This is a genomic window from Skermanella pratensis (assembly GCF_008843145.1).
GTDB lineage: Bacteria > Pseudomonadota > Alphaproteobacteria > Azospirillales > Azospirillaceae > Skermanella > Skermanella pratensis.
Window position 1 is genome coordinate 3,173,824 of the sequence record NZ_CP030265.1, and the last position, 26,503, is coordinate 3,200,326.

The following is a 26,503-nucleotide window of genomic DNA, read 5'->3' on the forward strand; positions in this document are numbered from 1 at the left end:
GAGCGGCCGGCGCTCGCGACGATCGACAATCGAAAACCGACAAACAAGAAAACCGAGAGGCTTCAGAGATGAGCACCGACACCATCAATACGCCGAAGCCGGCGACCAACGGCATCACCCGCCGCCAGGCGCTGAAGGGGACCGCGGCGGCGGCCGCCGGCCTCGCCATCGGCAGCGGGGCCATCACCGGGTTCCCGACGATCTGGGCGCAGAACATCAAGAACGTGACGCTGCGCCAGTTCGGCACCGGCGTGTCCAACCTCAACGCCGTCGCCGAAAAGGTGAAGCAGGACCTGGGCTTCACCCTCCAGATGACGGCGCTGGACAGCGACGCGGTTTCCCAGCGCGCGGTCACCCAGCCCAGGTCCTACGACATCGCCGACATCGAGTACTGGATCTGCAAGAAGGTCTTCCCGGCCGGCGTCATGCAGCCGATGGACGTCGGCAAGATCAAGAATTTCGACAAGATCGTCCCGCTCTTCATCACGGGCAAGCTGACGCCCGATTCGACCATCGCGCAGGGCACGGCGCCGCACACCGTGGGCTTCGTCGAGGGCAAGGACTCGACCTCCTTCGCCAAGTCGCAGACCCAATGGATGACGCTGATCCCGACCATCTACAACGCCGACACCCTGGGCATCCGTCCCGACCTGGTCGGCAAGCCGATCACGCAGTGGAAGGACCTGCTCGACCCCGCGTTCAAGGGCAAGGCGTCGATTCTCAACATCCCGTCGATCGGCATCATGGACGCCGCCATGGTCGCGGAGTCCATGGGCGAGATGAAGTACGGCGACAAGGGCAACATGACCAAGGCGGAGATCGACAAGACCGTCGCCTTGCTGATCGAGGCCAAGAAGGCCGGCCAGTTCCGCGCCTTCTGGAAGACCTTCGACGAGAGCGTGAACCTGATGGCCTCCGGCGAGGTCGTGATCCAGTCCATGTGGTCGCCCGCGGTCGCCGCCGTCCGTGCCAAGGGCATCCCCTGCACCTACCAGCCGCTCAAGGAGGGCTATCGCGCCTGGGGCGGCGGGCTCGGGATCGCCAAGCATGTCAGTGGGCTGGAGCTGGAAGCGGCCTACGAATACATCAACTGGTACCTGTCCGGCTGGGTCGGTGCCTACCTGAACCGCCAGGGCTACTACAGCGCCGTGATCGACACCGCCAAGGAGCACATGAGCGCCGAGGAATGGGCTTTCTGGATGGAAGGCAAGCCGGCCGCGACCGACATCCTCAGCCCCGAAGGCAAGGTGATGGAGAAGGCCGGCGCCGTCCGCGACGGCGGCTCCTTCTACGACCGCATGGGCGCCGTGGCCTGCTGGAACGCCGTCATGGACGAAGACCGCTACATGCTCCGCAAGTGGAACGAGTTCATCGCCGCATGACCGGCCAGACCCAAACCCTCCCGGCCCAGCGCCGGGAGGGGGCGACGTCGAAGCGCCCCGACAGGACACGCCTGGCAGCGGCGGTCGCTCCGTATCTCCAGGTGGCGCCGCTCACGCTCACCTTCGCCGTTTTCCTCCTCGTCCCGATCGCCACCATCATCGTCGTCAGCTTCTGGGACTACGATTCGATCCGGGTGATACCGGATTTCATGCTGCTCAATTACGAGGAGCTGCTGACCTCGCCGGTCACCTGGCAGATCTACCTGAACACACTGAAATACGCGGCGCTGACCTGGGCGCTGACGCTGGGCATTGGCTTCACCGTCGCCTATTTCCTGGCCTTCCATGTCCGGTCGCTGACTTGGCAGATCACCCTGTTCATGATCTGCACGATCCCGTTCTGGACGTCGAACATCATCCGCATGATCTCGTGGATCCCGTTCCTCGGCCGCAACGGACTGCTCAACTCCACCCTGCTCGCCATGGGCGTGATCGACCAGCCACTGGAGTTCCTGCTCTTCTCGGACTTCTCCGTGGTGCTGGCCTTCGTGCATCTCTACGTGCTGTTCATGGTCGTGCCGATCTTCAACTCCATGATGCGGATCGACCGGGCCCTGGTCGAGGCGGCGGTCGATGCAGGCGCCACCGGCTGGCAAGTGCTGACCAACGTCGTCATCCCGCTGAGCAAGCCGGGAATCGCAATCGGTTCGATCTTCGTCGTCACCCTCGTCATGGGCGACTTCATCACGGTGCGCCTGATGAGCGGCGGCCAGAGCGCCTCGGTCGGGCTGATGATGGCGAACCAGATATCCCTGCTGCAATACCCCGCCGCGGCGGCCAACGCGGTCGTGCTGCTGCTGGTCGTGCTGATCATGGTGGCGCTGATGCTGCGCGTCGTCGACATCCGAAAGGAGCTGTGAGCCATGGCGAAACCACGGCGCGGCCGGGAGCCCCGCCCGCTCGGCTTCTATCTGCTGGCCGGGTTCTTCGGGCTGTTCGTTCTGTTCCTCTACGGTCCGATCGCGACCATCGTCATCCTGTCGTTCCAGGGGCCGAACGGCGGGTTGACCTTCCCGATGAACGGCGTCTCGACCCACTGGTTCCACAATCTGTTCGAGCAGCAGGCGGTCGGCGACTTCGGCGGGGCGCTGACCCGCTCGCTCACCCTGGGGCTGATCGTCATGGTGGTGACCGTGCTGTTCTCGGTCGCGGCCGGACTGGGCTTCCGCCATCGCTTCCGCGGCTCGGGCGTGGTGTTCTACATCGCGGTGGCCAGCCTAATCGTTCCGTCGATCCTGGTCAGCCTGGGCATCGGCCTGATGTTCAACATCGTGGGGTTCGAGCCGAACTGGAACAGCTCCGCGCTGGGCGCCCACCTGACATGGACCCTGCCCTTCGGCCTGCTGATCATGTTCGCGATCTTCAACCGCTTCGACCGGGCCTACGAGGAAGCGGCCCGCGACCTGGGCGCCACGCCCTGGCAGACGATCCGATTCGTCGTGCTGCCGATCATCGCCCCCAGCGTCATCGGCATCGCGCTGTTCGGCTTCACCCTGTCCTACGACGAGTTCGCCCGAACCCTGATGACGGCCGGCAGCTTCAACACGCTGCCGCTGGAGATCTACGGCATGACCACCAACGTCACGACACCGGTGCTGTACGCGCTGGGCACCCTGACGACCGCGCTCTCCTTCCTGGTGATCCTGGGAGCGTTGGGCGCGGTGCTGCTGGTCCAACGACGCCGCGCGCGGCAAGGGTCGGATGCCGGCGGCGGGGTTTGAGTCCCGTCAGCCCAGCTCGAACGTCGTGATCCCGAAGATCCGGCCGAGGTCGAGGCCGAGGGGCGGGCCGGCATACATGCGAGCGGTCTCGAACGCCGGGGCGAGGCCGTACCGCGCCGCAAGCGCCGCGGCCTCGCGATTCGGCTCCGGCACGTCCAGGATCACCTGTTCGCCCCCGGGGATGCCGGCGCACAGGCCGCGGAACAGCTTGTCCGCCGTTTCCGCATCGTCGGCGAACAGCGGCCCGATCTTCCAGCCGACGCGGCAAGGCCTCGCGACGGCATAGCCGCCGAGGCTCCCGGCGGTCCCCCCGGCGGCCAGGCCGACGACGCCGGGCATGCCAATCCAGGCCGACAGGAAGGCGGCGCGCGGCGCGCCGAACAGCGGCCGGTCATAGTCCAGAAGCCGGTCGAACGGCACGGCGGCCAGATCGGCGAGACCGTCCGGCATCCCGACGGCGGGCACGGTCCCCTGGAGGCGCACGTTCCGGTGCGCCAGGACGAAGCCGGACTTCCGGTAGTTGTCCTGCTGGGCCACGACGCCATCCAGGCCGACCGTGCGTCCCGCCAGATGCTCCATCCCGGCCCGCCACGCCTCCATGCCGTACCCACGCCCCCGGTACTCCGGCCGCGCGATGTAGAGCCCGAGGAAACCCAGCTTCTCCCCATAGCGGACAACGGACACCGCCGCGGCAGGCTGGCCGTCGTCCGCCTCCGCTATTAGGAAGCCGGCCGGGTCGGCGGCGTGGAACGGCACCGCGTCGCCCAGCCCCGGGTTCCAGCCCTCCTCCGCCGCCCACCGGATCACGCGATCCACGTCGCCGCGGCTCATGGTCCTGACCGTCACGCCGGCACTCCTCCTCCCGCTCCGTCCGTCGGGATTGAAGCACGACGCGGAACTTGCGACAACGGGCCGGCTGCGGCTAAGTCCGCCATCCCATCCCGCGTAACGAGGGCGCTCCTTGCGGCCAGACATCCTGTTCCCCCTGTTCGCTCCCGTCACGACGCTGAAGGGGCTAGGGCCGAAGCTCGGCAAGCTGACCGAGAAGCTGGTCGGGCCCCATGTGGCGGACCTGCTGTGGCATCTGCCGACCGGCATCATCGACCGCCGCTTCGCGCCCGACGTGGCGAACGCCCCGGACAATGCGATCGCGACGCTGACGGTCCGGGTGGAGCATCATTCCGCGCCGCTGAACCCGCGTCACCCCTACAAGGTCCGGTGCCGCGACGACAGCGGGGAGATCGACCTGGTGTTCTTCCATGCCCGCGGCGAGTGGCTGCTGAAGCAGCTTCCGCCCGGCCAGCAGATCGTCGTCAGCGGCAAGGTCGAATGGTTCAACGGCATGCCCCAGATGGCGCACCCTGACCATATCGTCCCGGCCGACGCCAAGGGGGAGTTCGAGGCGGTCGAGCCGGTCTACCCCATGACCGCCGGCCTCGCCTCCAAGGTGCTGCGCAAGGCCATGGCATCGGCCCTGGCCGCCGCCAAGGAACTGCCGGAGTGGCAGGACCCCGCCTGGCTGGCGCGGCGCGGCTGGCCGTCGTGGCGCGCCGCCCTCGCCACGGTCCACAACCCTCAGGACGAGGCTGACCTCTCCGGACTGGCCCCGCCGCGCTGCCGGCTCGCCTTCGACGAGTTGCTGTCCAACCAGCTGGCGCTGGCCCTGATCCGCCAGCACCAGCGCAAGCTGTCGGGCCGCTCGGTCAAGGGGGACGGCCGCCTGCGGGCCAGGGTGGTCGCGGCCTTGCCCTTCGCCCTGACCGGCGCCCAGGCCGGCGCGCTGGAGGAGATCTACGCCGACATGCAGGCGGACCGCCGCATGCTGCGTCTCCTCCAGGGCGACGTCGGCAGCGGCAAGACGGTCGTGGCGTTGCTCGCCATGCTCAACGCCGTCGAGGCGGGCGCACAGGCGGCGCTGATGGCCCCGACCGAGATCCTGGCCCGCCAGCACTTCGAGACCCTGGGGCCGCTGACGGAGGCCGCCGGGGTTCGGCTCGGCGTACTGACCGGGCGCGACAAGGGCAAGGCCCGGGCGGCGATCTACGAGCGGCTGGCGGCCGGGGAGATCGACATCATCGTCGGCACCCACGCCCTGTTCCAGGAGGACGTCGCGTTCCGCGACCTCGCCGTCGCCGTGATCGACGAGCAGCACCGGTTCGGCGTCCACCAGCGGCTCCAGCTCTCGTCCAAGGGCCGGAGCGTCGACGTCCTGGTGATGACGGCGACTCCTATCCCGCGGACCCTGACCTTGACCGCCTACGGCGACATGGACGTGTCGCGCCTGACCGAGAAGCCGCCCGGCCGCAAGCCGGTCACCACCATCACGATCCCGATCGACCGACTGGAGGAGGTCATCGCCGGCATCCGCCGCAAGATCGCCGAGGGCGCCCGTGTCTACTGGGTCTGCCCGCTCGTCGAAGAGTCGGAGCTGGTCGACCTCGCCGCCGCCACCGACCGCCACGCTTTGCTGCGCGCGGAGATCGGCGAGCGGGTCGGGCTGGTCCACGGCAAGATGAAGCCGACCGAGAAGGACGCCGTCATGGCCGCCTTCGCCGGTGGCGACCTGGACGTGCTGGTGGCGACGACGGTGATCGAGGTTGGGGTCAACGTGCCGGAAGCTTCCGTCATGGTGATCGAGCATGCCGAGCGGTTCGGCCTCGCCCAACTCCACCAGCTCCGGGGCCGGATCGGCCGGGGCACCGCCGCCTCGACCTGCCTTCTGCTCTACGACAATCCCCTCAGCCAGACCTCCAAGGCGCGGCTCTCGATCATGAAGGAGACCGAGGACGGCTTCCTGATCGCCGAGGAGGACCTGCGCCTGCGCGGCGCCGGCGAGGTGCTGGGCACGCGCCAGAGCGGCCTGCCGGAGTTCCGCATGGCCGACCTCGCCGTTCATGGCGACTTGCTGGCGGTCGCGCGCGACGACGCCCGCTTGATCCTGGAGCGGGACCCGGAGCTGCAGACCGAGCGCGGCAAGGCGCTCCGCGTGCTGCTCTACCTGTTCGAGCGGGACCAGGCGGTGAAATATCTCCGGTCGGGATAGGAACGGTCAGTCCGCGCCGTACAGGTTCTTCATGCCCAGCTCGTCGCTGCGATGCTTTTCCAATTCCTGGTTGTAGCGGCGCAGCGCATAGGCCTCGGTCAGATAGCCGACGATCTTGCGGCTGGTCGGCCCGTCCAGCACGGGAAGGGTCTCCTCCTCCGCCTCGCCGAAATGCTTGAGGGCGGTACGCACGTTGGTCCGCGGCAGCAGGAAAAAGCGGACGTTCCGGGCAAGTTCGGATACCTGGGTCTCATTCGCCCGCTCGTCCAGATCGGGATTGTGGACCGCGGCCATGTCAACCTGCCCCATGTACTGTCCGGACTCATCGACGACGAACACCTGCTTGACGCTGCCCAGCGGGTAGATGCGGCGCAGTGCCGCGACTCTCATGTCTTCGGCGACGATCTTCTGGTCGCGCCGCATCAGCCGGCCGACGGTAAGGTCCTCGATCCAGCCGACGTCGTGAGCGCCCCGGATCGGCACGCCGCGCAGGTGGAAGCGCCAGGTCGCGAAGGAGTAGCCGAAGGCCTTGCGGACCACCACGCTCGAGATCACCACGCCGGTCAGCACGCCCAGCGTCGCCGGAAAGTCGGCGGTGATCTCCAGCACCAGCATGACCATGGTGATCGGCGCGCCGATGATCGCCGCAGCCACCGACCCCATGCCGACCAGCATGAAGGCGGTATCGCTGACCGACAAGGCGGGATACAGCACGATCGCCACCTGGGCCAGGATGCCGCCGAACAGGCTGCCGAGGAACAGCGACGAACTGAACAGGCCGCCGCGGAACCCGGACCCCAAGGATATGGCGGACGCCAGGATTTTCGCCGACAGCAGCGCCAGCAGCACCGGCAGGGCGAGTTGCTCGTCCAGGCTCATCTGCAAGGCGCCGTGCCCGCTGCCCAGCACCTGGGGAACCCCCATCGCGATCAGGCCGAGGCAGAACCCGCCGACCGCGGGCCGCAGCCAGATCTGGGGCGCCATCCGACGGAACAGCCGCTCCGACACCGTAACCGCCTGCATGGTCAGGATGCCGAGCCAGCCGGAGGCGAAGCCGACCAGGGCGAAGGCGGCATAGTCGACGGCGCCAACACCGACCAGGGTGGCATCGACCGTGAAGATCGGCGCCACCCCGATCGTCATCCGCGCGACCAGCGTCGCCGTGACGGCGGCGACGGCGACGGGGGCCAGAGCCGCCAGGGTATAGCTGCCGATCACCAGTTCGAAGGCGTAGAAGGCGCCGGCCAGGGGAGCGTTGAACGCGGCGGCGATCGCCGCCGCGGCACCGCAGCCGGTCAGGATGCGCAGGTCGCCCCGGCGGAGCCGCATCACCTGCCCGACCGTCGACGAAAGTCCCGAGCCGGTCTGGGTATACGCCGCCTCCATGCCGACCGACGCGCCGCAGCCGTTGGAGATCAGCGTCGAGACGGTCAGCCGGAAGCTATCGATCAGCGACATCTTGCCGCCGAACAGGGCGTTCGCCTCGATCGGGTCGACGATCTCGCCGGGCCGCCAGCGGCGCACGAAGAACATCAGCGTTCCGACCAGCAACCCGCCGGCGGTCGGCACCAGAAGCATGGCGGCGGGAGCGATGCCAACGCCCTCGCTCAGATAGCGCCCTTCGCCGAGATCGAACGCGAGGCGGTGCAGGAAGTCGACGAAGTCATGGAGCAGCATGACGCCGAAGCCGACCACGCCACCGAGCAGGCCGCTTACCAGGATCAGGACAAGCTCGCTGTTGCGCAGCCGTCGCGTCGGGATCGACAGACTCAGGCTGCGGCCGAGCCGGGACTGGCCGGCCTGCCCGGACGGCGACTCGGATTTCGGGGGATCGTCCTGCGCCTTGGCGCCGGAGGGATAGCGTGTGGCTTCGGACATGGGAGTGGAACTCGGCACTCGGTGGAATTGCCCGGCCGAACCGGAGAGGGACACCTCCCGCCTTAACACCCAACTCCCGCAAGCGGCACCGAAGGAGATCGCGGGATGCGGACTCCGCCGTCCTACCCGACGGTTTCAGGCGCCCGGGCGTGCTCTCCCACGCCGCCGCGCCGTGCGACCGGGCGCCGGTCCGGCGGCGTGACGATCCCGCCGGAGACGACCATCTTGATCCCCTCCTCCACCGTCATCTCCAGCACATGCAGGTCGGATCGCGGGACGAAAAGCAGGAAGCCCGAGGTCGGGTTCGGCGTGGTCGGGATGAAGACGTTGACCACGTCGTCCACCGTCAGGTCCTGGACCTCGCCCTGGGTATGCCCGGTGATGAAGCCCAGGGTCCAGATCCCGCGCCGGGGGTACTCGATCAGCACGACCTCGCGGAAGGCCGCGGACTGGTTGGCCAGCACCGTCTCCAGGATCTGCTTCGTGGCGCCGTAGACGCTCCGCACCACCGGCATGCGGGCCAGCACCGCCTCGCCGGCGCGCACCACCAGCCGGCCGATCACACCGGCCGTCAGGGCGCCGGTCAACGTCAGCGCCACGATCACGATCACCACGCCCAGGCCGGGGACGCTGAACGGCATATAGTTTTCGGGGTTGTACTGCGCAGGCAGGAGTTGCGACACGGCGGTATCGATCAGGTTGACCACCGCCCAGGCGAGATAGAGCGTGATGGCGACCGGAGCGGTCACCAGGATGCCCGCCAGGAAATAGGCCCGCAGCCGGCCCATCAGGCCGATGCGCAGGGGCTTGCCGCCCTTTCCCGGAGATGCTGGAGAAGACGCGGGATGATCGGGATCTTTTTGGGGGAGCACGGGCGGAACCTGAGCTGAAACGCTGGTTGATGATGGGCCGAAGCCGGCGGCGGCACAATGGCTTGTTGGCCGCTCCTACTGAAATCGGTTCTATCTGAAAGCATACAATACGTCATTTCGCCGGTGCGAAGCGATTCCGGATCGTGCGGAGAGCCTCAGGAGGGGTCGCGGGCGAAACCGTCGTGGGCTATCCTTGGTCCAGCCTTCGCTCTCCTCGTTCGCCGCCTCGTTCGATCAGGCCCCTTGCTTGCTGGAGTATTCAAACTTGTCGGAAGTGCAGGCCGCCTCGCTAGACCGGATCGATCTGCTGGCGTCCCTGACGCCGGAGGAACGCGCCGCCATCGTCCGCCAGTGCAGCTGGCGCCGCTACAAGGCGGACGAGCAGATCATCGACCACCTCAGCGAGACGCGGGACGCCTGCCTGGTAGTCGAGGGCCGGGTGCGAGTCGTGATGTTTTCCCTGTCGGGGCGGGAGATCAGCTTCGACGACGTTTCCGCCGGGGGTACATGGGTGAACTCTCGGCCCTGGACGGCGAGCCGCGGTCCGCGACGGTGGTGGCGCTGACCGACACGCTGATCGCCTTCGTCCCGCCCCGCCTGTTCCAGGAAATCGTGACAACCCATCCCAAGGTGGCGCTGATGCTGATGCAGCGGATGGCCGCGGTCATCCGAAGTGCTACCGGCCGGATCATGGACCTCAGCACGCTCGGGGCCAACAACCGGGTCCACGCGGAGTTGGTCCGCCTTGCCAAACCCGGGCTGAAGCCCGACAACACCGCGGAGATCTCACCGATCCCGGTCCATGGCGACATCGCGAGCCGGGTCAGCACGACCCGCGAGACGGTCGCCCGCGTGCTCAGCGATCTCGCCCGTAGCGGGATCGTCGAGCGACGCAGCCATGCGCTCGTCGTTAAGGATTATTCGCGGCTGGTCGATATGGTGGAGGAAGTACGGGGCGAGTGAACCGCCGCCTGAGAAGCCCCTCCTGTAGAGCCGCGCATGCACGCCACCCAAGACCTTCACGATGTCCTGATCGTCCTCGCCGCCGCCATCCTGGTGGTGCCGATCTTCCAGCGGCTGCGCTCCAGCCCGGTGCTGGGGTATCTCGTGGCGGGAATGCTGATCGGCCCGGCCGGGCTGGCGATCGTCTCCGACGTTTCCGGCATGACCGTCCTGGCCAACTTCGGAGTCGTGTTCCTGCTCTTCACCATCGGACTCGAACTGTCGATCGAGCGGCTGAAGGCGATCCGGCTCCACGTCTTCGGCCTGGGCACGCTCCAGGTCGTCGTCACCGCGGCGCTGTTCTATTTCGCCGCCCGCTGGCTGGGTCAGCCACGCGAGGCTGCGGCGATCCTGGCTGGTGGCCTGGCGCTGTCGTCCACCGCCATCGTGCTGCAGATCCTGGTGGAACGCGGCGAGCTGCCGACCCGGCACGGCCGCGTGGCCTTCGCGATCCTGCTGCTCCAGGACTTGGCCGTGGTCCCGTTGCTGACCCTCGTGCCGCTGCTGGCGGCCGACGGCGCCCGCCTCGCCGGCGCGCTCGGCATCGCCGCGCTGAAGGCGGTCGCGGCGCTTCTCCTGATCCTGATCGTCGGACGGCTGATCCTGCGGCCGGCGCTGCGCGCCGTCGCCGCGGCGAAGTCGCCCGAGCTGTTCACCGGCGTGACGCTGCTGGTCGTGCTCAGCGTAAGCTACCTGACGGAGATCGCCGGGCTGTCGATGGCGCTGGGCGCCTTCCTGGCCGGTTTGCTGATCGCGGAGACCGAGTACCGCCATCAGGTCGAGGGCGACATCGAGCCGTTCCGCGGGATCCTGCTCGCCCTGTTCTTCATGACCGTCGGCATGACGATCGACCTGGGGCTGGTCGTCCGGGAAGCGCCCCTGGTGCTGTCGCTGGTCACGGCGCTGGTGCTCGGCAAGGCGGTCGTGCTGACCGTGCTGTGCCGCGCCTTCGGCTTCCCGACGGCGGTCTCGGCCCAGGTCGGGCTCAGCCTCGGCCAGGGCGGCGAATTCGCCTTCGTCCTGTTCAGCTTGGCGATGGCCTTGGGCGTGCTGGGAGGCGAGGTGGGCCAGCTCATGCTGGCGGTCGTGGCGCTCACCATGGCGCTGACCCCGTTCCTCATGGTGGCCGGCCGCTGGCTCGCCGGTTTGCTGACCCCGCGGGTCGGCCCGGCCGAACTCCGCCGGCTGGAGGAGGACGCGCGCGACTTCAAGGGCCACGTGATCATCGCCGGGTTCGGGCGGGTCGGCCAGACCATCGCCAGGCTGCTGGAAGCGCAGCGCCTGCCCTACATGGCTTTCGACCTGGAACCTTCGCGAGTCGCGGAAGGCAGAGCGCGCGGCCTGCCGATCTATTACGGCGACGCCAGCCGGGCCGAGGTCCTGAAGGCCGCCGGTGTCAACCGCGCCCGCGCCGCCGTGGTGACGCTCGACCAGCCCCAGGCGGCCGAACGGGCGGTCGAGGCGATCCGGCGGCTGTGCCCCCTGCTCGACATCCACGCGCGTGCACGGGATCATGAGCATCAGGCCCACCTGCGCGAGGCCGGTGCTACCCACGTGGTCCCGGAGATGATGGAAGGCAGCCTCCGGCTCGGCGGCCTGCTGCTTCGCTCACTCGGCCGCTCGCCCGAGGAAGTCGCGGAACAGCTGGAAGAGTTCCGGCTGGAGGCTTACGCGAAGCTGACCAACCTGATTCTCCCCAAATCGAAACGGCTTACGTCCACGCCGTCAAAAGATGAAAAAATGCAGCAAGGACAGCACGGGCGTTTTCAGGATCATGAGAACCCTTGAGTACCGCGAAGCGAGGCGGCTTGTTTTCTCAAAAGGGGTAGTTCGTCTGAAATCGCTCGCGAGATCCAGTCTTTTACCAGTCATTAACCGGCAAATAGCGTAATGGGGGCACGTTCAACATGAGCCGAAGGGCCAGTCGACATGCGCACCCCGATCATTGCTACCGAACTCCGCTCTGCCTGCCGGGTGCATGCCCGTCTGCTGGATAGCTTCATCGAACTGACCCGCGCCGAACTGGACCGGCAGAACTGCGCCTTCGCGCAGGAGAGCCTGCGCGAACTGCTGGAATTGATGCGCGCCGATCGCAAGGCTTACGGCGCGCTGGGTGGCCTGATCGCCGTAAGCGACGCGGCCTGACCCTATTCCTTGGATTTGGCCTTCCGGGCCCGGGGCGCCTTGGCCGTACCGGCTGTTTCCGATGGGGCGGGGGCGGTTTCCACGGTATCGCCGGCGGCAGCGGACGAGCGGCGGGTCCGGGTGCGTTTGGGCAGGGGCTGCTCATCCGACTGGTTGGTCGGGCCGCCGATATCCTCCCCCAGGCTCTCCGCCGCAAGCAGCGGTTCGACGGACTCGGGATGGACGACGGTATCGTCGCCGCCTTGCGACGGATTCGGCACCAGCGTCTGGGTCTGGTTGTCCTCGATCGCGATCTCTTCCTTGGCCAGCGCCCAGTGATCAGCTTCCCGTCCTTCCGGGCAGCCTTCGCGCTGCCAGATCTCGTAGGCCCGTTGTCTCACCCGATTTTCAACTTCGTCGAATAGGCTCATTTCCCCTGGATCTCCCTTTGCCGGTTTCCGGCAATCATATCAAGGCCATCACGGCGCCGCACAAGAAAGCTGAAGACCACCGTCAGGGGTTTTCCGCCGCGACCGCCTGACCGTCCGACCCTAACGGTCCGCATCCGCTCCTGTTCCCTCGACTCCGCTCCGCATCCCCGATCCTTCATCGAACCGCCTGGGAGGGCAGTTCGTCCGCCACCTGCGCAAGTTCGCCGATCACCTCGGCCAGCTTGCGCAGGTCGACCGGCTTGGTCAGGCACTGGTTGAAGCCGGCCGCCTGAAGCTCCTCGTGCCGTTCGGGCATGGCGTCGGCGGTGAGCGCCACCAGCGGCAGTTCCGCCACGTGCCCCTGCATCCCCCGAATCCGCCGGGCGGCCTCCAGCCCGGTCATCACCGGCATCTGGAGATCCAGGATGGCGATATCGAAGTTGCCCTCCGCCGCCTCCTCCACGGCCCGCGCGCCGTCCTCGGCGGTCCGGACGTCGTGCCCCATGCGCCGGATCATGGTCGCGATCAGCAGGCGGTTGAGATCGTCGTCTTCGGCGAGCAGCACGCGCCTGGGAGGAATGGCCGGATCGCCGTGATCCGGGCGGGGCACCGGCGCGGGTAAGGCGCAACGTTCCAGGCTGACCGTGAACCAGAAGGTCGATCCCGCGCCGGGAACGCTGTCGACCCCGATGTCTCCGCCCATGCCCTCGACGAGACGCTTGCAGATCGCCAAGCCGAGGCCCGTCCCCCCGAATCGGCGGGTCGTGGTCGCGTCGGCCTGGGAGAACGCCTGGAAGAGATGACCGCGCTCCTCCTCGCTGAGGCCGATCCCGGTGTCCTCGACCTCGAACCGGACGATCACGCCATCGGAGTCGGAAGGCGTCTCCGAGACGCGGATCTCGATCCGCCCCCGTTCGGTGAACTTGACGGCGTTGCCGACCAAATTGAACAGAACCTGGCGCAACCGGACCGGGTCGCCACGCACTTCGTCCGCGTGCAGTCCGTCCAGGAGCACCGTGAACGTCAAACCCTTGTCCGCCGCCAGCTTGGCGTACAGGCCGGTGACTTCGCGGGTCACGGTGCCGAGTCGGAATGCGACCTGCTCGAACTGGAGTTGGCCCGCCTCGATCTTCGAGAAATCAAGAATGTCGTTCAGAACGGTCATCAGTGTCTCGGCCGACGTCCGCATGATGGCCAACCACTGGGCCTGGTCGGTGGTCAGGCCGGTGTCGGACAGCAGGTCGATCGTGCCGAGCACGCCGGTCATGGGTGTCCGCAGTTCATGACTCATGATCGCCAGGAACTGCGACTTGGCCTGGTTCGCCGCTTCGGCCGCTTCCCGCGCCTTCCTTACCGCCTGCTCCGCCTCCACATCGCGGGTCACGTCCCGTCCGACGCCACGATAGCCGGTGAACCTGCCCATCCGGTCGAACACGGGCTTGCCGCTGGTCGACAGGTGCCGGATCGATCCGTTGGGCATGATGATCCGGTAGGTGAAGTCGCGGAACGGGCGGCGAGCCCGGACATCCGCCCTGTAGCGGTCCCATTTCCCGCGGTCGGCGTCATCGATCACCGGGGCGGCAAGCTCTTCCCTCAGCGCTCCCACGAAAAGATCCTGACCGGCGCCGGTCAGGTTGATGCCCCTGGAGATATAGGTGAACCGGTTGTCCTCCCCGGTTTCCCAAAACCAGTCGCTCGATACCTCGGCCATGTCGCGGAACCGGGCCTCCGATTCGCTGCGGCTCTGCTCGCGCTGTTCCAGGCTGTCGCCCATGTCGTTGAAGGCGCCGGCCAGCTCCCGCAGCTCACCACCGGGAGGCAGCGGCGCCCGGACCGACAGGTCGCCCCGCCCCAGCCTTGCCGCCGCGTCCCGCAGGCGATTGAGCCAGCGCAGCACCAGCACTTCCCCGGCCAGAGCCGCGGCCGTCAGGGACGCCGCCGTCACCAGAAGCAGGGTCACCAGGCTGATGGTGCGCTGCCGGTCGACCTGGGCCAGGACGGCGTCGCGCTCGATCCCCACCGCCAGCCTCGCGTCCGTTCCGGGAAGCACCACATGGGCGAACAGGCGGCTGACGCCGGAGAGGTCGGGGGATTCGACGCTGCCGTCAGCGCTCGCGAGCATGGTGGCGATCAGCGGATGATCCGCGACTTTCGACCCGACCGGCGGATTGGACGGCGCCGAGGCCGAACCGTGGGCCAGCAAGGTGCCGTGCCCGTCGACCAGAACCAGGCTTATATCCTTGGCATTGACGACCTGCTCCGCCAGCCTCTGGAGCCAGCTTATATCGACGCCGCCCAGTGCCACTCCTCCGATCCGACCATCCGGGCTGCGGAACGGCAAGGCGGCAGCCAGGACCGGCCGGCCGCTGACCCGGCCGATCAGGTAGTCGCTGACGACGAACCTGTCCTGTGACACTGCGACCTGGAAATAGGCGCGCTTGGCCATGTTCAGGGCAAGGCCCGCAGGCTGGTCGCTGCACGGCACGCTGCCGTCGGGCCGCGCGATCCAGAGCGACGTCAGCCCCGGCTGGTGTTGGACGATCTCGCCCAGCATCCCGCTGCAGGTTCCCTCGTCGAACTCCCGCAGGGCCGGAATCGCCGTGAGAGCCTGGAGCAGTCCGCGCACCTGGGCGAGAACCTCGCCCTGCCGCATGCCCGCCTCGCGCGCCAAGCTCATGACTTCGTCGCGCGCGCCGGCCAAAATCTGCTGGCGCTGCTGTTCCAGGAGCGTCAGGACCAGGAGAGACAAAGGAATGACGCCGCAGCATACCAGAAGCATCAGGCGCAATCGAAGCCCGCGCAGAACTCCCCACAGCTTTTCGGTTCCCACCGGCATTCAGCCGCATCCGCCGCAATGAAACAGTCTCACTAGACCGAAACAATCAGGGATATGACATGAATTTTCAGGAACCGGCTACCTCATCGTTGCCAAGCCGGTCGAAAATCCGATTGCCTGCGCAAGCCTGTGCAGGGCTGCCCGGCTGCGGGGTCAACGAGGGCCTGCAGTTCCGCTGACCCGATCGGTTTGGCGAGGCAGCCGATTTCCTCGGCGGACAGATCGCGCAGAGCCTCCTGCGTGGTATCTCCCGTCACGATGCAGGCCGGAACCCGCTTGCCGAATCGAGCCCGACACAGGCGGATGGCTTCGAGGCCGGTCATGCCGTCTCCGAGGCCTTGGTCGGCGATGATGAGGTCGGGAACGAACCCCCGGCTGGCGATCAGGGTGAACGCCTCATAAATGCCGGTGACCGCGACCACTGAACAGCCCAGGTCCTCCAGCGTGAAGGCGAAGGCTTGGCAAACCGCGGCATCGTCGTCCACGACCAGGATGTTGGTCCGAAAACCGGACGGCGGGGTCCCCCACCCCTTCGGCGCTGAAGCGCTTGGATGTCTTATCTCCACTTCCAGCACCGCCTTTTCGGCCGTTCGTCATATTATGAGGAACGATACCATGCCTTTCGTCGCATCACAGCGAGTTACATAAATAATTCAAAAGATTTATAGGGCAGTCCGCAGGCGGATATACAGGAAGACGAAGATCTTGATTTACAGGATTATGTTATTGACAGACATGGCGTATTCTTTCGCAAAAGAAACGCATCCTTACCGGCATTCCGCAACTTTACACCAGACCACGGATCAGTCCGCATGCCTTCCCGGCTCCAACGCCCGGACGATCCGAGCGCGCCCGGACCATGTCCATAGCCATGCCAGCACGGCAAGACCCGCGCTTGCCGCAAGCGGGATCCGGAGACCGAACCGCTCCGATGCCACCCCGACAATCAACGCGCCGAGCGCCGGCCCCCCGCGGAAGATGACGCCGTAGAGGCTCAGCACCCTGCCCCTCATCTCGCCGGCCACTGACAACTGGAGGAGCGTCTGGGTGCCGACGCCGGTGACCACCATGCAGGCTCCCAGGACGCCGAGCGAGGGGATAGCCACCCACCACTGGTCCGTGGAGACGAAGGCCAGCAGAGCGAGCGACAGCACAAGGGTATTGCCGAGGGCGATGCCGGTCAGCCCGCCGGAATCGCTCCGCCGGACAAGCCAGAGGCCGCCCAGTACCGCACCGGCACCGATGGTGGAGGTGAGCACGGCCAGCCCGCCCGCTCCCGACGCGAAGACCGCCGCCGCGAAACCCGGCAGCAATTCCACCACCGGACGGACGCAGAGGCAGACCGCGATCAGCAGGATCATCATCGGCGCGATGCCCTCATGGAACGCGGTATAGCGGATGCCGTCCCCCACGTCGCGGAACAGCGAATTCCGCACCCGTGGCGGTGCGGGCGGCTCGGCCGGCAGGCGGATGCGGGACAGCGCCACCAGGAAAAGCACGAAGGTGAGGGCGTTGACGGCGAAAGCGGATGCCAGGCCCCCGGTCACGATCATCAGTCCGGCGACCGCCGGACCGACGAACCGGGCCGAATTGAAGATGATCGAGTTGATCGCGACGGCCGCCGGCAGGTCCTCGCGCCGCACCAGGCTGGGGATCAGCGCCAGCCGGGCCGGCTGGTTGAAGCCGGCGATGACGCCAAGCGCCACCGTCAGGGCGAACAGCAGCTCGATTGTCATCAGATCGAACCAGGTGAGCGCGAACAGGGTGATCGCCTGGACCATGGCGAGCGCTTGGCTGACCTTCGTGACGCGCAGGCGATCCCACCGGTCTGCCACCGCCCCGGCGAAGGGGCCGACGAACACGGTCGGGAACAGGTCGGCAAACGCGATGGCCCCGAGCCACGCACCCGAGCCGGTCAACTGCCAAGTGAGCCAGCCGACCGCTATCCGCTGCATCCACGTGCCGATCAGGGACACCGCATTGCCGGCGGTGTAGAGGCCATAGTTGGGATTGCGCAGGGCTCGGAGGATTCCACCGAATCCGGCGGTAGAGACGGACGGGCGCAAAGGGTGCGAAGCTCCTGGGTGGCGGACCTGGGCAATGAACCTGAGATTGGGCACGACCTCCGGCGCCGTCGGAAGGCGCCGGCCGACAATCCAACAACCGGAACCGCCGAAAGGCTCCGCCGCCTTTCCGTCAGGCCGCCTTCACCGAGTCCAAGAACTGGCGGACTTCGCTGCGCAGCGCGCTGAACCGCTCCTGCAGCTTCGCCGCGAGTTGCACCGTCTCCCGCGCGGCGGTCGATACCTCATGGGAGGCGCCGGCGGCCTCCTGGATCGTCAGGGCGACCGTCTCCGCACCTTCGGCCGCGCCGCTGACCTGGACCGCGATCTCGGTGGTGGCGCCGAGCTGCTCGCTGATGGCCGCGGAGATCTGGCCGGAACGGTCGTTCAAATCGGTGATGGCGGCGGAAATCTGCTGCATCGCGGCGACCGTTTCCTGCGTCACGGCCTGGATCGCCCGGATCTGGCCGGCGATCTCCTCGGTCGCCCGCGCCGTCTGGTTGGCCAGGCTCTTGACCTCCGATGCGACGACGGCGAATCCCTTCCCCGCCTCTCCGGCCCGGGCGGCCTCGATCGTCGCGTTGAGCGCCAGCAGGTTGGTCTGCCCCGCGATCTGGTTGATGAGGTCGGTCACCTCGCCGATCTTGTGCGCGGCCTCCGCCAGGGATTCGACGGTCCGCCGGGTCTCGTCCGCCTTGCCGATGGCACGGCCCGAAACCAGCACCGACTGGCCGACGCTTTCGGCGATGACCTGGATGGAAGTGGTCAGCTCCTCCGCGGCGGCACTCGCGATGGACACGCTTTGGGATGCCCGCGCGGCCGCGGCGGCGACCGTGCTGTTTCGCCGGTCGACGGCCAGAACGCCGTCGAGCACGCCCTCCGCGCCGGCCTTCATCTGGCCGGCGGTCCCGGAAACCTCAGCGACGACCAGTTCGACGCGGCTGTCGAAAGCCGCGGCCAGATCGGTCAGGCGGCTCGCCCGCGCCGCTTCAGCCGCCTGGGACGCGATCTTCTCGGCCTCCAACCGCTCCCGCGCCTGCGCCTTGGTCTTCAGCACATCGACCGCGCGGGCCATGGCGCCGATCTCGTCGCCGCGGCCGGTATCCGGAACGGTGACGCCATGATCTCCATAGGCCAGCCGCCCGACCAGCCGCGTCAGTTTCTCCAGGGGACCGCTGAAGGAGGCGATGATGGCGTAAAGGATCGCCATGACGATCACCAGGGCCGCGACGCCGCCGCCGATCTGGACCATCGCCTGTGAGCGCAGGTGCGCATCGGTCCGCGCCGTCTTCAGCCGCAGCACGTATTCGCCGATCCTGGCCGATTGCCCGCCGGCACCGCCGCGGATTTCCCGGACGACCTCGATGAAGCCCTCGGTCGCGTCCAGGTCGCCGACGGCGGCGACGACCTTCCCCTTGGGATCGCGCACGAAGCTGGCGAGATAATCGGGGTCCCCGGCCGCCGCCTTGACCAGTTCCGTGACCTGCTCGAAGTCGAAATCGAACAAGGGAATGGCCGCGGACCGCGCCTGTAGCGCGGCGATGATGTCGGCTCGGGTTTCCAGGTCGGAATAGGCCGCCTGCTCGGACCGGTGGAGCGTGATGCCGATCGATGATGCGCCCGACAGCAGCATGGTCGCGCCGATCAGGATCAGCGCCTTCTGGCGGATACCGAACCGGCCGGTGATTCCGGCGGCTCCCTGTGCAGCGTTTGGGTCGGGCATGTTCCGCTTCGACTGTGGTTCGAGGGAAAGAGGGCTTCCGGTCCCGGAAGGGCCCGGTCGTCCGGGCCTTGCGTCAGGGCAAGGCGCCGGCCGCCTTGAGCTTTTCGAAGCTGGCATCCAGCCTGCCGACCAGTTCGGCCGCGTCCGGATGTTTCAGCGAAACGACGAAATGGCAGTCCAGGCTGGAAATGAGGCTCGATCGCAGGTCGGGCGGACGCTTGCCGTCCAGCGCCTGCTCCATCGGAAGCTGGTACTGAAGCAGGACCGGCGCCCGTCCCGCGACCAGCAACTGGAGCGCCTGCTCGGGAGTTCTCGCCTCGATCATCTGGACCCGGTTGGCGGGATCTTCGAAATAGCTCCGCCATCCGCCGTAGGAATAGCCGGTCAGCACGATCACCTGCTTGCCGGCCAGATCCTCCTTGGTCCTGACCTCGGGTACCGCGCCGATCGACCAGGCATGGAGATCGATCCTGGCGATCACCGATCTGCTGGCGACAGTCGTGCCCTGGAACGCCTCGGGAGTCTTGATGCCGATGAACATGTCGTATTCACCCGCGGCGATGCCCTGGAACAGGCGCCGCGCCGGAACCGACTCCGAGGCATAGTCCACCCCGGCGTCGGCTGCGACCTTCTGCGTCAGACCGACCAGGCTTCCCTTGGGAGTGCCGTCGGGATCAGTATAGGTGTAGGGAGGCAGCTCCACGTAAACGACCTTCAAAGGCTTGGCCTGCGCCGGAAATGCCCATGCCGCGCCGACCAGCAGGAGGAGCGCCACGGCCCGCAACGGCCATAACCCCGATGTGGCAAGATACCTATGCATGCTGGCTCCTCGGCGCAGGGATTGGGAACAGTTCCGCAGTTCGTTCGAAAAATAATTAGTTAGATTCAAATTCTATCCATTGCGTTGCATAACCTGAATCGACAACTCCCGGCAAGAGCAGTTTTTGGTGCTGCCACCATCTGGTACCGGGTTGCGTTTCAACCGGGGAGATCGAACGCATGGAGCCGACCGGAACCCGTCGTCTTCGCGTCCGGCCTCCATCAACATCACATCGATCGGCTAGATAGGTTAATTGCCGAAATGTCGCATCCGTCGTTCGGCACGTTCGCAACAGATGAAACAAGAAGAAAAAAGAAAACTTATTTACCGTTTGTGAACTACTTCACTGTCTCCGGCCAGTTCGCATGGTCTTGTGGCGTCAGGTTCCCGCGATGGAGAATACCGATGACCCCGACATTGCTGATCGACCCGCACCGCCTGTTCCGCCAGGGCCTGATGCGCCTGCTGGAAGGCTCGCGCTACCAGGTGGTTGCCGAGCATGCGAGCATCGAGGAGGCGCTGGCATCCCGGTTCTCGGAGAGCAGGCCGGAGCCTCGGCTGATCGTCCTCGACCCCGGCGCGGACAGGCCCCAGTCGCTCCAGGCCCTGCGCTCCGCAATGCCGGATGCCCGCCTTGTGATGCTGACTTCCAATCTCCAGACAGACCGCCTGCGGCAGGCCGTCGAGGCGCACGCCGACGGTTATCTCACCAAGGACCATGATCCCGGCGAACTGACCGCGGCGCTCGACCGCGTGATGGACGGGCAAATCCTGCTCCCCGCCGGACTGACACCCTTCAGGATTCCCGTCTCCAAGCCGGCGGCGCCTCGCGGGCTGACCGCCCGCGAGGCCGAGATCCTGCGCCGCCTGGTCAATGGCGACAGCAACCGGATGATCGCCGACCACCTGTCGCTCAGCGAGATGGTGGTCAAGGCTTCGGTCAAGCAGCTGCTGCGCAAGATCAAGGCCGCGAACAGGACCCAGGCCGCGCTGTGGGCGATCCATCAGGGTCTCGACCGGCCGCAGGCGCTCAGCGCCTGACCTGCGCGCACGGGTGCTCGGAACGCGGTTCGGCCGGGGACATCCCAGTCTCCGGGCGGTCCCCTTCCGGGCCGACGGCGTTTTGCCGCACCGCGAAGAAAAGTCCGGGACCGCTAATGAACTCGTCATGGTAACGTCCTAGCAGCCTGTCGGACTGGGATTTTCGGGCGAGCGCTTGAGTGCAGCTGCGCCGCCGGAAGGTACTGAAGACGCCGTCGGGACGGTGATGCTGTCCTCGAAATCGTCGGCACCGACCTGCCGCAGTCCGCGACTGCACCGTGGGCGGCCCTGAGCCCGGTTATCCCGCCGTCATCCGGCCGGGCTCAGGACAAACATCCGCTTCAGGTTCCAAGCCATGGTCACAAGGTTCCACTCGCCGCGAACATGATCGAGACCGCGGAGCAGGAACTGGCGGAATCCCAGCACGGACTTGATGATGCCGAAGACCGGTTCCGGGGTGTGTTTGCGCTGGGCGTAGAGCTTCCTGCCCTCCAGCGTCTTCAGGCGGTGAGCCATGGCCTCAACCGCTGTCGGATCGTCCGACGCGGGCGGCGCCTCGGCAAAGCGCTCGCTCAAGGAGGGATGGTGGGCCTCGCGGCCCAGCGCGATCAGCGGCTCGATGCCGGCCGCCCCACAGGCCTGCACGTTGGCCGCACTGAAGTAGCCGGTGTCGGCCAGCAGGGTCTTGGGCTGGCCCAGATCCTCGGGCAGGGCGGCGAGCTTGCCCAGCATCGGCGCGAGCTGCTGCTTGTCGTTGGTCGCCTGGCAGACATCGGCCGCGACCACCAGCAGGCTGCCCGCCGCCACTGCAGCCTGGGCGTTGTAGCACTGCTCGAAGCCACCGCCCGCCACCGGCATGATGCGCGATTGCTCGTCGGTCAGGTTGACCTGATCGGTTGGCCGGGGACCTTCGACGGGGGGCTGGGGCGGCTTGCCCCGGGGCTTCTTGCCTGTCGCCTCGGCCTTCGCGTCCCGCGCCGCAAGCTTAGCCTCATGTTCGGCTTGCTCGCGCTCAAAGCGTTCTCGAGCGCGCGCTTCGATTGTTGCGCGCGCCTCGGCGAGCTTTGCCAGCCGCTCCTCGCGGCGCCCCAGTTCATCGGGGATCGACAGGCCGTCGGGGAGGTCCGCGCGGTCCGCCGCCTCGGCCTTGGCCAGCAACTCGGCCACTTCGGCCTTCAGTTGCGCCTCGATCTTGCCGGCATGCTCATAGGACAGCGCGCTGTGCCGGCTGGCATTGGCGTGGATCTTGGTTCCGTCGAGCGCCACCGTGCCCATCTTGAGCACGCCCATCTCGCGCGCCACCGCCAGCACCTGGACGAACAGACCCTCGATCTCCTGGAGAAACCGTCGCCGGAACGCCGCGATCGTGTCGTGATCCGGATGCTGGTTCGCCGCGATGAAACGGAAGGCTACCGAGTCATAGCTCGCCCGCTCCAGCTTGCGGCTCGAGAACACGCCGGTCGCGTAGCCATAAACCAGGATGCCCAGCAGCAGCGACGGCGGGTAGGACGCCGAACCCGAGCCGCGGTAGCTCCCCCTCATCACCCTCAAATCCAAGCCGTCGATCACCTCGACCACAAAGCGAGCCAGGTGCTTCTCCGGCAGCCACTCGTCAACCGACGGCGGCAGAAGGAACCCGGTCTGGCGGTCGATCGGCCGGAAGTTGCTCATCGCGGGAATATCCTGGAAAAGCGGTCGAAACGTGCTCTGAGTCTATCAGGCTCGCCCCACGGCGTTAAGTCCGACAGGCTGCTAGGGTGAGGTCGCTGAACGGGGTCGGTCCTCGGCGCGGCGCCGTCGCCTAGACCCCGATTTCGGCCGCCTCAACTCACGGCTGCTTCGGCAGCCGACGTGATTCCAGGGAACCCATGGCACGAAACCGGACTTTCAACGAGATCTCCATCGGCGATACGGCGATGATCCGCAGGATCTGCACGGCGAACGATCTGGTGGTCTTCGCCCATGCATCCGGCAACCTCAATCCGCTGATGCTGCCACGCGACCAGGACCGGAACGGCATCGTCGATCCCGACACGATAGCGCCCAGCATGTGGGTCGGATCTCAGATCTCGGCCGTGCTCGGCAACTCCCTTCCGGGTGCGGGTACCCGCTACCGGGGCCAGACGCTGTCATTCTACGAGCGCGTGCATGTCGGCGACGAGCTCTCGATCACCGTCACGGTGACCGAGAAGCGCGAACCCGGCATCGTGATCCTGGACTGCAAGCTGGTCAACCAGCACGGTACCCTGGTCGCCGATGGCGTCGCCGACGTCCTGGCCCCGACCGAGCGCATAGACACGCCGGATGCGGCGCTGCCCAAGCTGATGATCGAGCGGCACGAGAAGTTCACCCGCATGATCAGCGCCTGCGCGGCACTGCCGCCGCTGGAGACCGCGGTCGTGTTCCCGACCGACCGGAGTTCACTGGGCGGCGCACTGCTGGCGGCCGACGCCCGGCTGATCGAACCGATCCTGATCGGACCGGCCGACCGGATCCGGGCGATCGCCGGGGAGCTGGGCATCGACATCTCCCGTTTCCCCATCGTCGAGATCCCGCAGTCGGAGGCCGCGGCCGCCCATGCGGTCGAGCTGGTCCACCAGGGCAAGGCCGGCGCGATCATGAAGGGCAACCTCCATTCCGACGAGTTGCTGCACGAGGTCACCAAGGCCGGCACCGGCCTGCGGACGGCCCACCGGATCAGCCACGTGTTCGTCATGGACGTTCCGGGCATGGACCATCTGCTGCTGGTCAGCGACGCCGCGATCAACATCCTGCCGAGCCTGGAGACCAAGGTCGACATCGTCCAGAACGCGATCAACATGGCCCTGGCGCTCGGCATCAGCCAGCCGCGCGTCGGCATCCTGTCCGCGGTCGAGACGGTCAATCCCAAGATTCCGTCTACGCTCGACGCGGCCATCCTGTCCAAAATGGCCGAGCGCGGGCAGATCAAGGGCGGCATCGTCGACGGCCCGCTCGCGATGGACAACGCGGTCGATCTCGAAGCCGCCCGGACCAAGGGCATCGCGTCGCTGGTCGCCGGCCGTGCCGATGTGCTGATCGTCCCCAACCTGGAAGCCGGCAACATGCTGGCGAAGGAACTCACCTTCATTGCCCATGCCGACGCGGCCGGTCTGGTGCTCGGCGCCCGGGTGCCGATCATCCTGACCAGCCGGGCCGACGACGAGAAATCCCGCCTCGCCTCCTGCGCGCTGGCCCAACTCCACCAGGCTTACGCCAGGACCGGCAAGGCCATCCTCGACCTCGGCGGCATCCAGGGAGGGCGGCAATGATCGACTCCATCCTTGTCCTGAACGCCGGATCGAGCAGCATCAAGTTCTCGGTGGAGGCGCCGACCGGTCCCGACTCCATCCGCATGCTGGCGGTAGGGCAGATCGAAGGCATCGGCACGCACGTGCATTTCATCGCGAAGGACGCGGACGGCACGGTGCTGGCGGAGACCCGCTGGCAGGACGGCTCCGGTCCGCTCGACCACGATGCGGCATTGCACGTGATCAGCGAATGGCTTGACGGATTTCTCGGCGACGCCCGAGTCCTTGCCGTCGGCCATCGGGTGGTCCACGGCGGGCCGGACTTCTCCGGGCCGGTGGTCATCACTCCCGCCGTCCGGGCGAAGCTCCAGGAACTGGTGCCGCTGGCGCCGCTGCACCAGCCGCACAACCTGGCCCCGATCGACGCCGTCGAAGCGCGCTATCCCGGCGTGCTCCAGGTCGCCTGCTTCGACACGTCCTTCCACCGCGGCCACGACTTCGCCGCCGAGGCGTTCGCGATCCCCTTGAAGTACTTCGACCAGGGGGTAAGGCGGTACGGCTTCCACGGCCTGTCGTACGAATATGTCGCGCGCCGCCTGGCGGAAGTCGCCCCGGACATCGCTTCGGGCCGGATCGTCGTCGCCCATCTCGGCAACGGCGCCAGCATGTGCGCGATTCGCGCCGGCAGGAGCGTCGAAAGCACCATGGGGTTCACGGCGCTCGACGGCTTGGCGATGGGAACGCGCAGCGGGCAGATCGATCCCGGCGTGCTGCTCCACCTGATCGGCGCGGCGGGGATGACGGTGCCGGAAGTCACCCGCCTGCTCTATCACGAGTCGGGGCTGAAGGGTCTGTCCGGCATAAGCTCGGACATGCGCGACCTGGAGCGCAGCGACGATCCCAGGGCCGCCGGGGCGATCGACTATTTCGTTCATGCGATCCGCCGCCAGCTCGGCGCTCTCGCGGCGTCGGTCGGTGGGCTCGACGCTCTGGTATTCACTGCAGGCATCGGCGAGAACTCGGCGCTGGTCCGGCGGCGGGTGTGCGAAGGCATGGAGTGGCTCGGCATTTCCCTCGACGCCGACGCCAACGAGGGCAATGCCCAGGTGATCTCGGCTGCCGATTCGACGGTCAAGGTGCTCGTCGTGAGGACCAGCGAAGAGACGATGATAGGCCTCCACGTGCTCGAAGCGCTGGAACAGGCCATCGCCTGAGTGGTCCGGCAGCCGTTCCGCGCCGGCGGCACCCCGATCGGGGGCCGCCTGAGCGGAACGGTCTCAGTTCAGCATGTCTTCGCCGGGAAGCGGCCCCGGCTGGATCATGTCGCCCGTGGCCGAATCGGTGTCGCTGCTGCCGGTACGCGGCGCTCCGACATCGGCGTTGCCGGTCCGGGGAATGCCGGTGGCGGGTCCGTTGCTGCCCTGGGATCCCAAGGCCGCGCCGCCCGACGTGCTGGACCGGCCGTCGGGTTGGGTACCGCTCCCCTGCCCGCTCAGATTCGCGCAAGCGGTTGCGGCGAACAGGGCTAGGCCCAGTGCGGCGATGGCCATGCGGGTCATGCTGTTTCTCCTGTCGTGATCATTGGCCCGCTGCCGCGACGGCAGCCGGCATGAGGCAACAACAGGAACGCGCCGCATCCATTCCCCTGCTTCCGGGTGTCTGCCGGTCGGAACAATCACATGACCTCGGCGTTGCACGGGCCAACACGCCTGCCAGAAAGGACGACGCCATGGCCTACCGCAAAGCGACCATCGCCGTATTCGCCACCCTTTCACTCGGTCTCGGTGCCTGCGAAGGCATGAACACCGGGGACGTCATCGGCAGTCTGGGCGGCGGCGTCGGCGGTGCCGTGCTCGGATCGCAGATCGGCGGCGGGACCGGACGGGTCGCCGCGACCGCGCTGGGCACCCTGGCCGGAGCCCTGGCCGGCCAGCAGTTGAGCCGCCATCTCCAGGGCAACGACCAGACGACGGCGATTCAGGCTGAAGAGGCCGCGATCACCCGGAACGAACCGATCCAGTGGTCCAGCCCCGACAGCGACCGCCGCGGCACCATCGAACCGACCCGGACATACCAGAACCCGAGCGGCCAGACCTGCCGCGAGTACCAGCATACCGTCTATATCGGCGGACGGGCCGAACGGGCCAACGGCACTGCCTGCCAGCAGCCCGACGGATCGTGGCGGATCACAAGCTGAGACGAGCATGCCGCCCCAAAACCCGAAAAGAAGAAAGGGGC

At 67.1% G+C, this 26,503-nt stretch carries 23 protein-coding genes; 12 read left to right on the forward strand and 11 right to left on the reverse strand.

From position 1 onward, the window contains the following. The first annotated feature begins 68 nt into the window (after window positions 1-68). The 3 genes from DPR14_RS14470 to DPR14_RS14480 are packed head-to-tail and all read left to right on the forward strand — an operon-like array spanning window position 69 to window position 3,163. The gene (locus DPR14_RS14470) at window positions 69-1,382 is read left to right on the forward strand and encodes an ABC transporter substrate-binding protein (RefSeq protein WP_158045774.1); all 1,314 of its coding nucleotides are present in this window, start codon (window positions 69-71) and stop codon (window positions 1,380-1,382) included. Next, complete coding sequence (locus tag DPR14_RS14475) at window positions 1,379-2,302, forward strand: ABC transporter permease (RefSeq protein WP_246148171.1); 924 nt, start codon at window positions 1,379-1,381, stop codon at window positions 2,300-2,302. Before DPR14_RS14470 ends, DPR14_RS14475 begins: the two co-directional genes overlap by 4 nt. A gap of 3 nt (window positions 2,303-2,305) precedes the next feature. Continuing rightward, a complete protein-coding gene (locus DPR14_RS14480; RefSeq protein WP_158045775.1) occupies window positions 2,306-3,163 on the forward strand; it encodes an ABC transporter permease in 858 nt (285 codons plus the stop codon). 6 nt (window positions 3,164-3,169) lie between these two features. Here DPR14_RS14480 and DPR14_RS14485 read toward each other — a convergent pair whose 3' ends face one another. Next, window positions 3,170-4,009 carry a GNAT family N-acetyltransferase gene (locus DPR14_RS14485; RefSeq protein WP_246148173.1) on the reverse strand — a complete coding sequence of 280 codons (840 nt, stop codon included), beginning with the start codon at window positions 4,007-4,009 and terminating at the stop codon, window positions 3,170-3,172. A gap of 115 nt (window positions 4,010-4,124) precedes the next feature. On the opposite strand from DPR14_RS14485, the gene recG reads away from it, so the two are divergent. After that, complete coding sequence (recG, locus tag DPR14_RS14490) at window positions 4,125-6,206, forward strand: ATP-dependent DNA helicase RecG (protein WP_158045776.1); 2,082 nt, start codon at window positions 4,125-4,127, stop codon at window positions 6,204-6,206. Between the two features lie 6 nt (window positions 6,207-6,212). On the opposite strand, the gene DPR14_RS14495 is transcribed toward recG, so the two are convergent. Next, the gene (locus DPR14_RS14495) at window positions 6,213-8,084 is read right to left on the reverse strand and encodes a chloride channel protein (protein ID WP_158045777.1); all 1,872 of its coding nucleotides are present in this window, start codon (window positions 8,082-8,084) and stop codon (window positions 6,213-6,215) included. A gap of 122 nt (window positions 8,085-8,206) precedes the next feature. Beyond that, on the reverse strand, window positions 8,207-8,956 hold the full coding sequence (locus DPR14_RS14500; RefSeq protein WP_425500939.1) for a DUF502 domain-containing protein: 750 nt from the start codon (window positions 8,954-8,956) through the stop codon (window positions 8,207-8,209). 265 nt (window positions 8,957-9,221) lie between these two features. Here DPR14_RS14500 and DPR14_RS28880 point away from each other — a divergent pair, with 265 nt between their 5' ends. From DPR14_RS28880 to DPR14_RS14515, 4 genes are all read left to right on the forward strand, one after another. Beyond that, complete coding sequence (locus tag DPR14_RS28880) at window positions 9,222-9,521, forward strand: cyclic nucleotide-binding domain-containing protein (RefSeq protein ID WP_343038648.1); 300 nt, start codon at window positions 9,222-9,224, stop codon at window positions 9,519-9,521. Then, complete coding sequence (locus tag DPR14_RS14505; protein WP_343038649.1) at window positions 9,464-9,919, forward strand: Crp/Fnr family transcriptional regulator; 456 nt, start codon at window positions 9,464-9,466, stop codon at window positions 9,917-9,919. The genes DPR14_RS28880 and DPR14_RS14505 overlap by 58 nt, the downstream gene beginning before the upstream one ends. Window positions 9,920-9,955: 36 nt before the next feature. Beyond that, window positions 9,956-11,746: a monovalent cation:proton antiporter-2 (CPA2) family protein gene (locus DPR14_RS14510; protein WP_158045778.1), complete on the forward strand. Its 1,791-nt coding sequence runs from the start codon at window positions 9,956-9,958 to the stop codon at window positions 11,744-11,746. A gap of 141 nt (window positions 11,747-11,887) precedes the next feature. Further along, the gene (locus DPR14_RS14515) at window positions 11,888-12,103 is read left to right on the forward strand and encodes a hypothetical protein (protein WP_158045779.1); all 216 of its coding nucleotides are present in this window, start codon (window positions 11,888-11,890) and stop codon (window positions 12,101-12,103) included. A 2-nt stretch (window positions 12,104-12,105) separates the two neighbouring features. On the opposite strand, the gene DPR14_RS14520 is transcribed toward DPR14_RS14515, so the two are convergent. The 6 genes from DPR14_RS14520 to DPR14_RS14545 form a co-directional block, all read right to left on the reverse strand. Beyond that, entirely contained in the window at window positions 12,106-12,483 is a 378-nt protein-coding gene (locus DPR14_RS14520) for a DUF2934 domain-containing protein (RefSeq protein WP_246148174.1), read from the reverse strand. 205 nt (window positions 12,484-12,688) lie between these two features. Then, window positions 12,689-15,349, reverse strand: a complete 2,661-nt coding sequence (locus DPR14_RS14525) for an ATP-binding protein (RefSeq protein WP_158045781.1) — start codon at window positions 15,347-15,349, stop codon at window positions 12,689-12,691. 83 nt (window positions 15,350-15,432) lie between these two features. Then, window positions 15,433-15,924 (reverse strand): response regulator, encoded by a 492-nt coding sequence (locus DPR14_RS14530; protein ID WP_158045782.1) that lies wholly within the window; start codon window positions 15,922-15,924, stop codon window positions 15,433-15,435. A gap of 228 nt (window positions 15,925-16,152) precedes the next feature. Beyond that, window positions 16,153-17,415, reverse strand: coding sequence for an MFS transporter (locus DPR14_RS14535; protein ID WP_158045783.1), 1,263 nt, complete (start codon window positions 17,413-17,415; stop codon window positions 16,153-16,155). Window positions 17,416-17,545: 130 nt separating this feature from the next. Further along, complete coding sequence (locus DPR14_RS27440) at window positions 17,546-19,135, reverse strand: methyl-accepting chemotaxis protein (RefSeq protein WP_192498953.1); 1,590 nt, start codon at window positions 19,133-19,135, stop codon at window positions 17,546-17,548. A gap of 73 nt (window positions 19,136-19,208) precedes the next feature. After that, the gene (locus DPR14_RS14545) at window positions 19,209-19,955 is read right to left on the reverse strand and encodes a substrate-binding periplasmic protein (protein ID WP_158045784.1); all 747 of its coding nucleotides are present in this window, start codon (window positions 19,953-19,955) and stop codon (window positions 19,209-19,211) included. Between the two features lie 405 nt (window positions 19,956-20,360). Between DPR14_RS14545 and DPR14_RS14550 the strand changes: the two genes are divergently transcribed. Then, window positions 20,361-20,996: a LuxR C-terminal-related transcriptional regulator gene (locus DPR14_RS14550; protein WP_192498954.1), complete on the forward strand. Its 636-nt coding sequence runs from the start codon at window positions 20,361-20,363 to the stop codon at window positions 20,994-20,996. A gap of 309 nt (window positions 20,997-21,305) precedes the next feature. On the opposite strand, the gene DPR14_RS14555 is transcribed toward DPR14_RS14550, so the two are convergent. Then, entirely contained in the window at window positions 21,306-22,667 is a 1,362-nt protein-coding gene (locus tag DPR14_RS14555) for an IS1182 family transposase (protein WP_158045786.1), read from the reverse strand. Window positions 22,668-22,864: 197 nt separating this feature from the next. On the opposite strand from DPR14_RS14555, the gene DPR14_RS14560 reads away from it, so the two are divergent. Continuing rightward, window positions 22,865-24,286 carry a bifunctional enoyl-CoA hydratase/phosphate acetyltransferase gene (locus tag DPR14_RS14560; protein ID WP_158045787.1) on the forward strand — a complete coding sequence of 474 codons (1,422 nt, stop codon included), beginning with the start codon at window positions 22,865-22,867 and terminating at the stop codon, window positions 24,284-24,286. Beyond that, a complete protein-coding gene (locus DPR14_RS14565) occupies window positions 24,283-25,479 on the forward strand; it encodes an acetate/propionate family kinase (RefSeq protein ID WP_158045788.1) in 1,197 nt (398 codons plus the stop codon). The genes DPR14_RS14560 and DPR14_RS14565 overlap by 4 nt, the downstream gene beginning before the upstream one ends. Window positions 25,480-25,542: 63 nt before the next feature. On the opposite strand, the gene DPR14_RS14570 is transcribed toward DPR14_RS14565, so the two are convergent. Further along, window positions 25,543-25,824, reverse strand: a complete 282-nt coding sequence (locus DPR14_RS14570) for a hypothetical protein (RefSeq protein WP_158045789.1) — start codon at window positions 25,822-25,824, stop codon at window positions 25,543-25,545. A 170-nt stretch (window positions 25,825-25,994) separates the two neighbouring features. Between DPR14_RS14570 and DPR14_RS14575 the strand changes: the two genes are divergently transcribed. Further along, a complete protein-coding gene (locus tag DPR14_RS14575) occupies window positions 25,995-26,462 on the forward strand; it encodes an RT0821/Lpp0805 family surface protein (RefSeq protein ID WP_158045790.1) in 468 nt (155 codons plus the stop codon). Window positions 26,463-26,503: the final 41 nt, after the last annotated feature.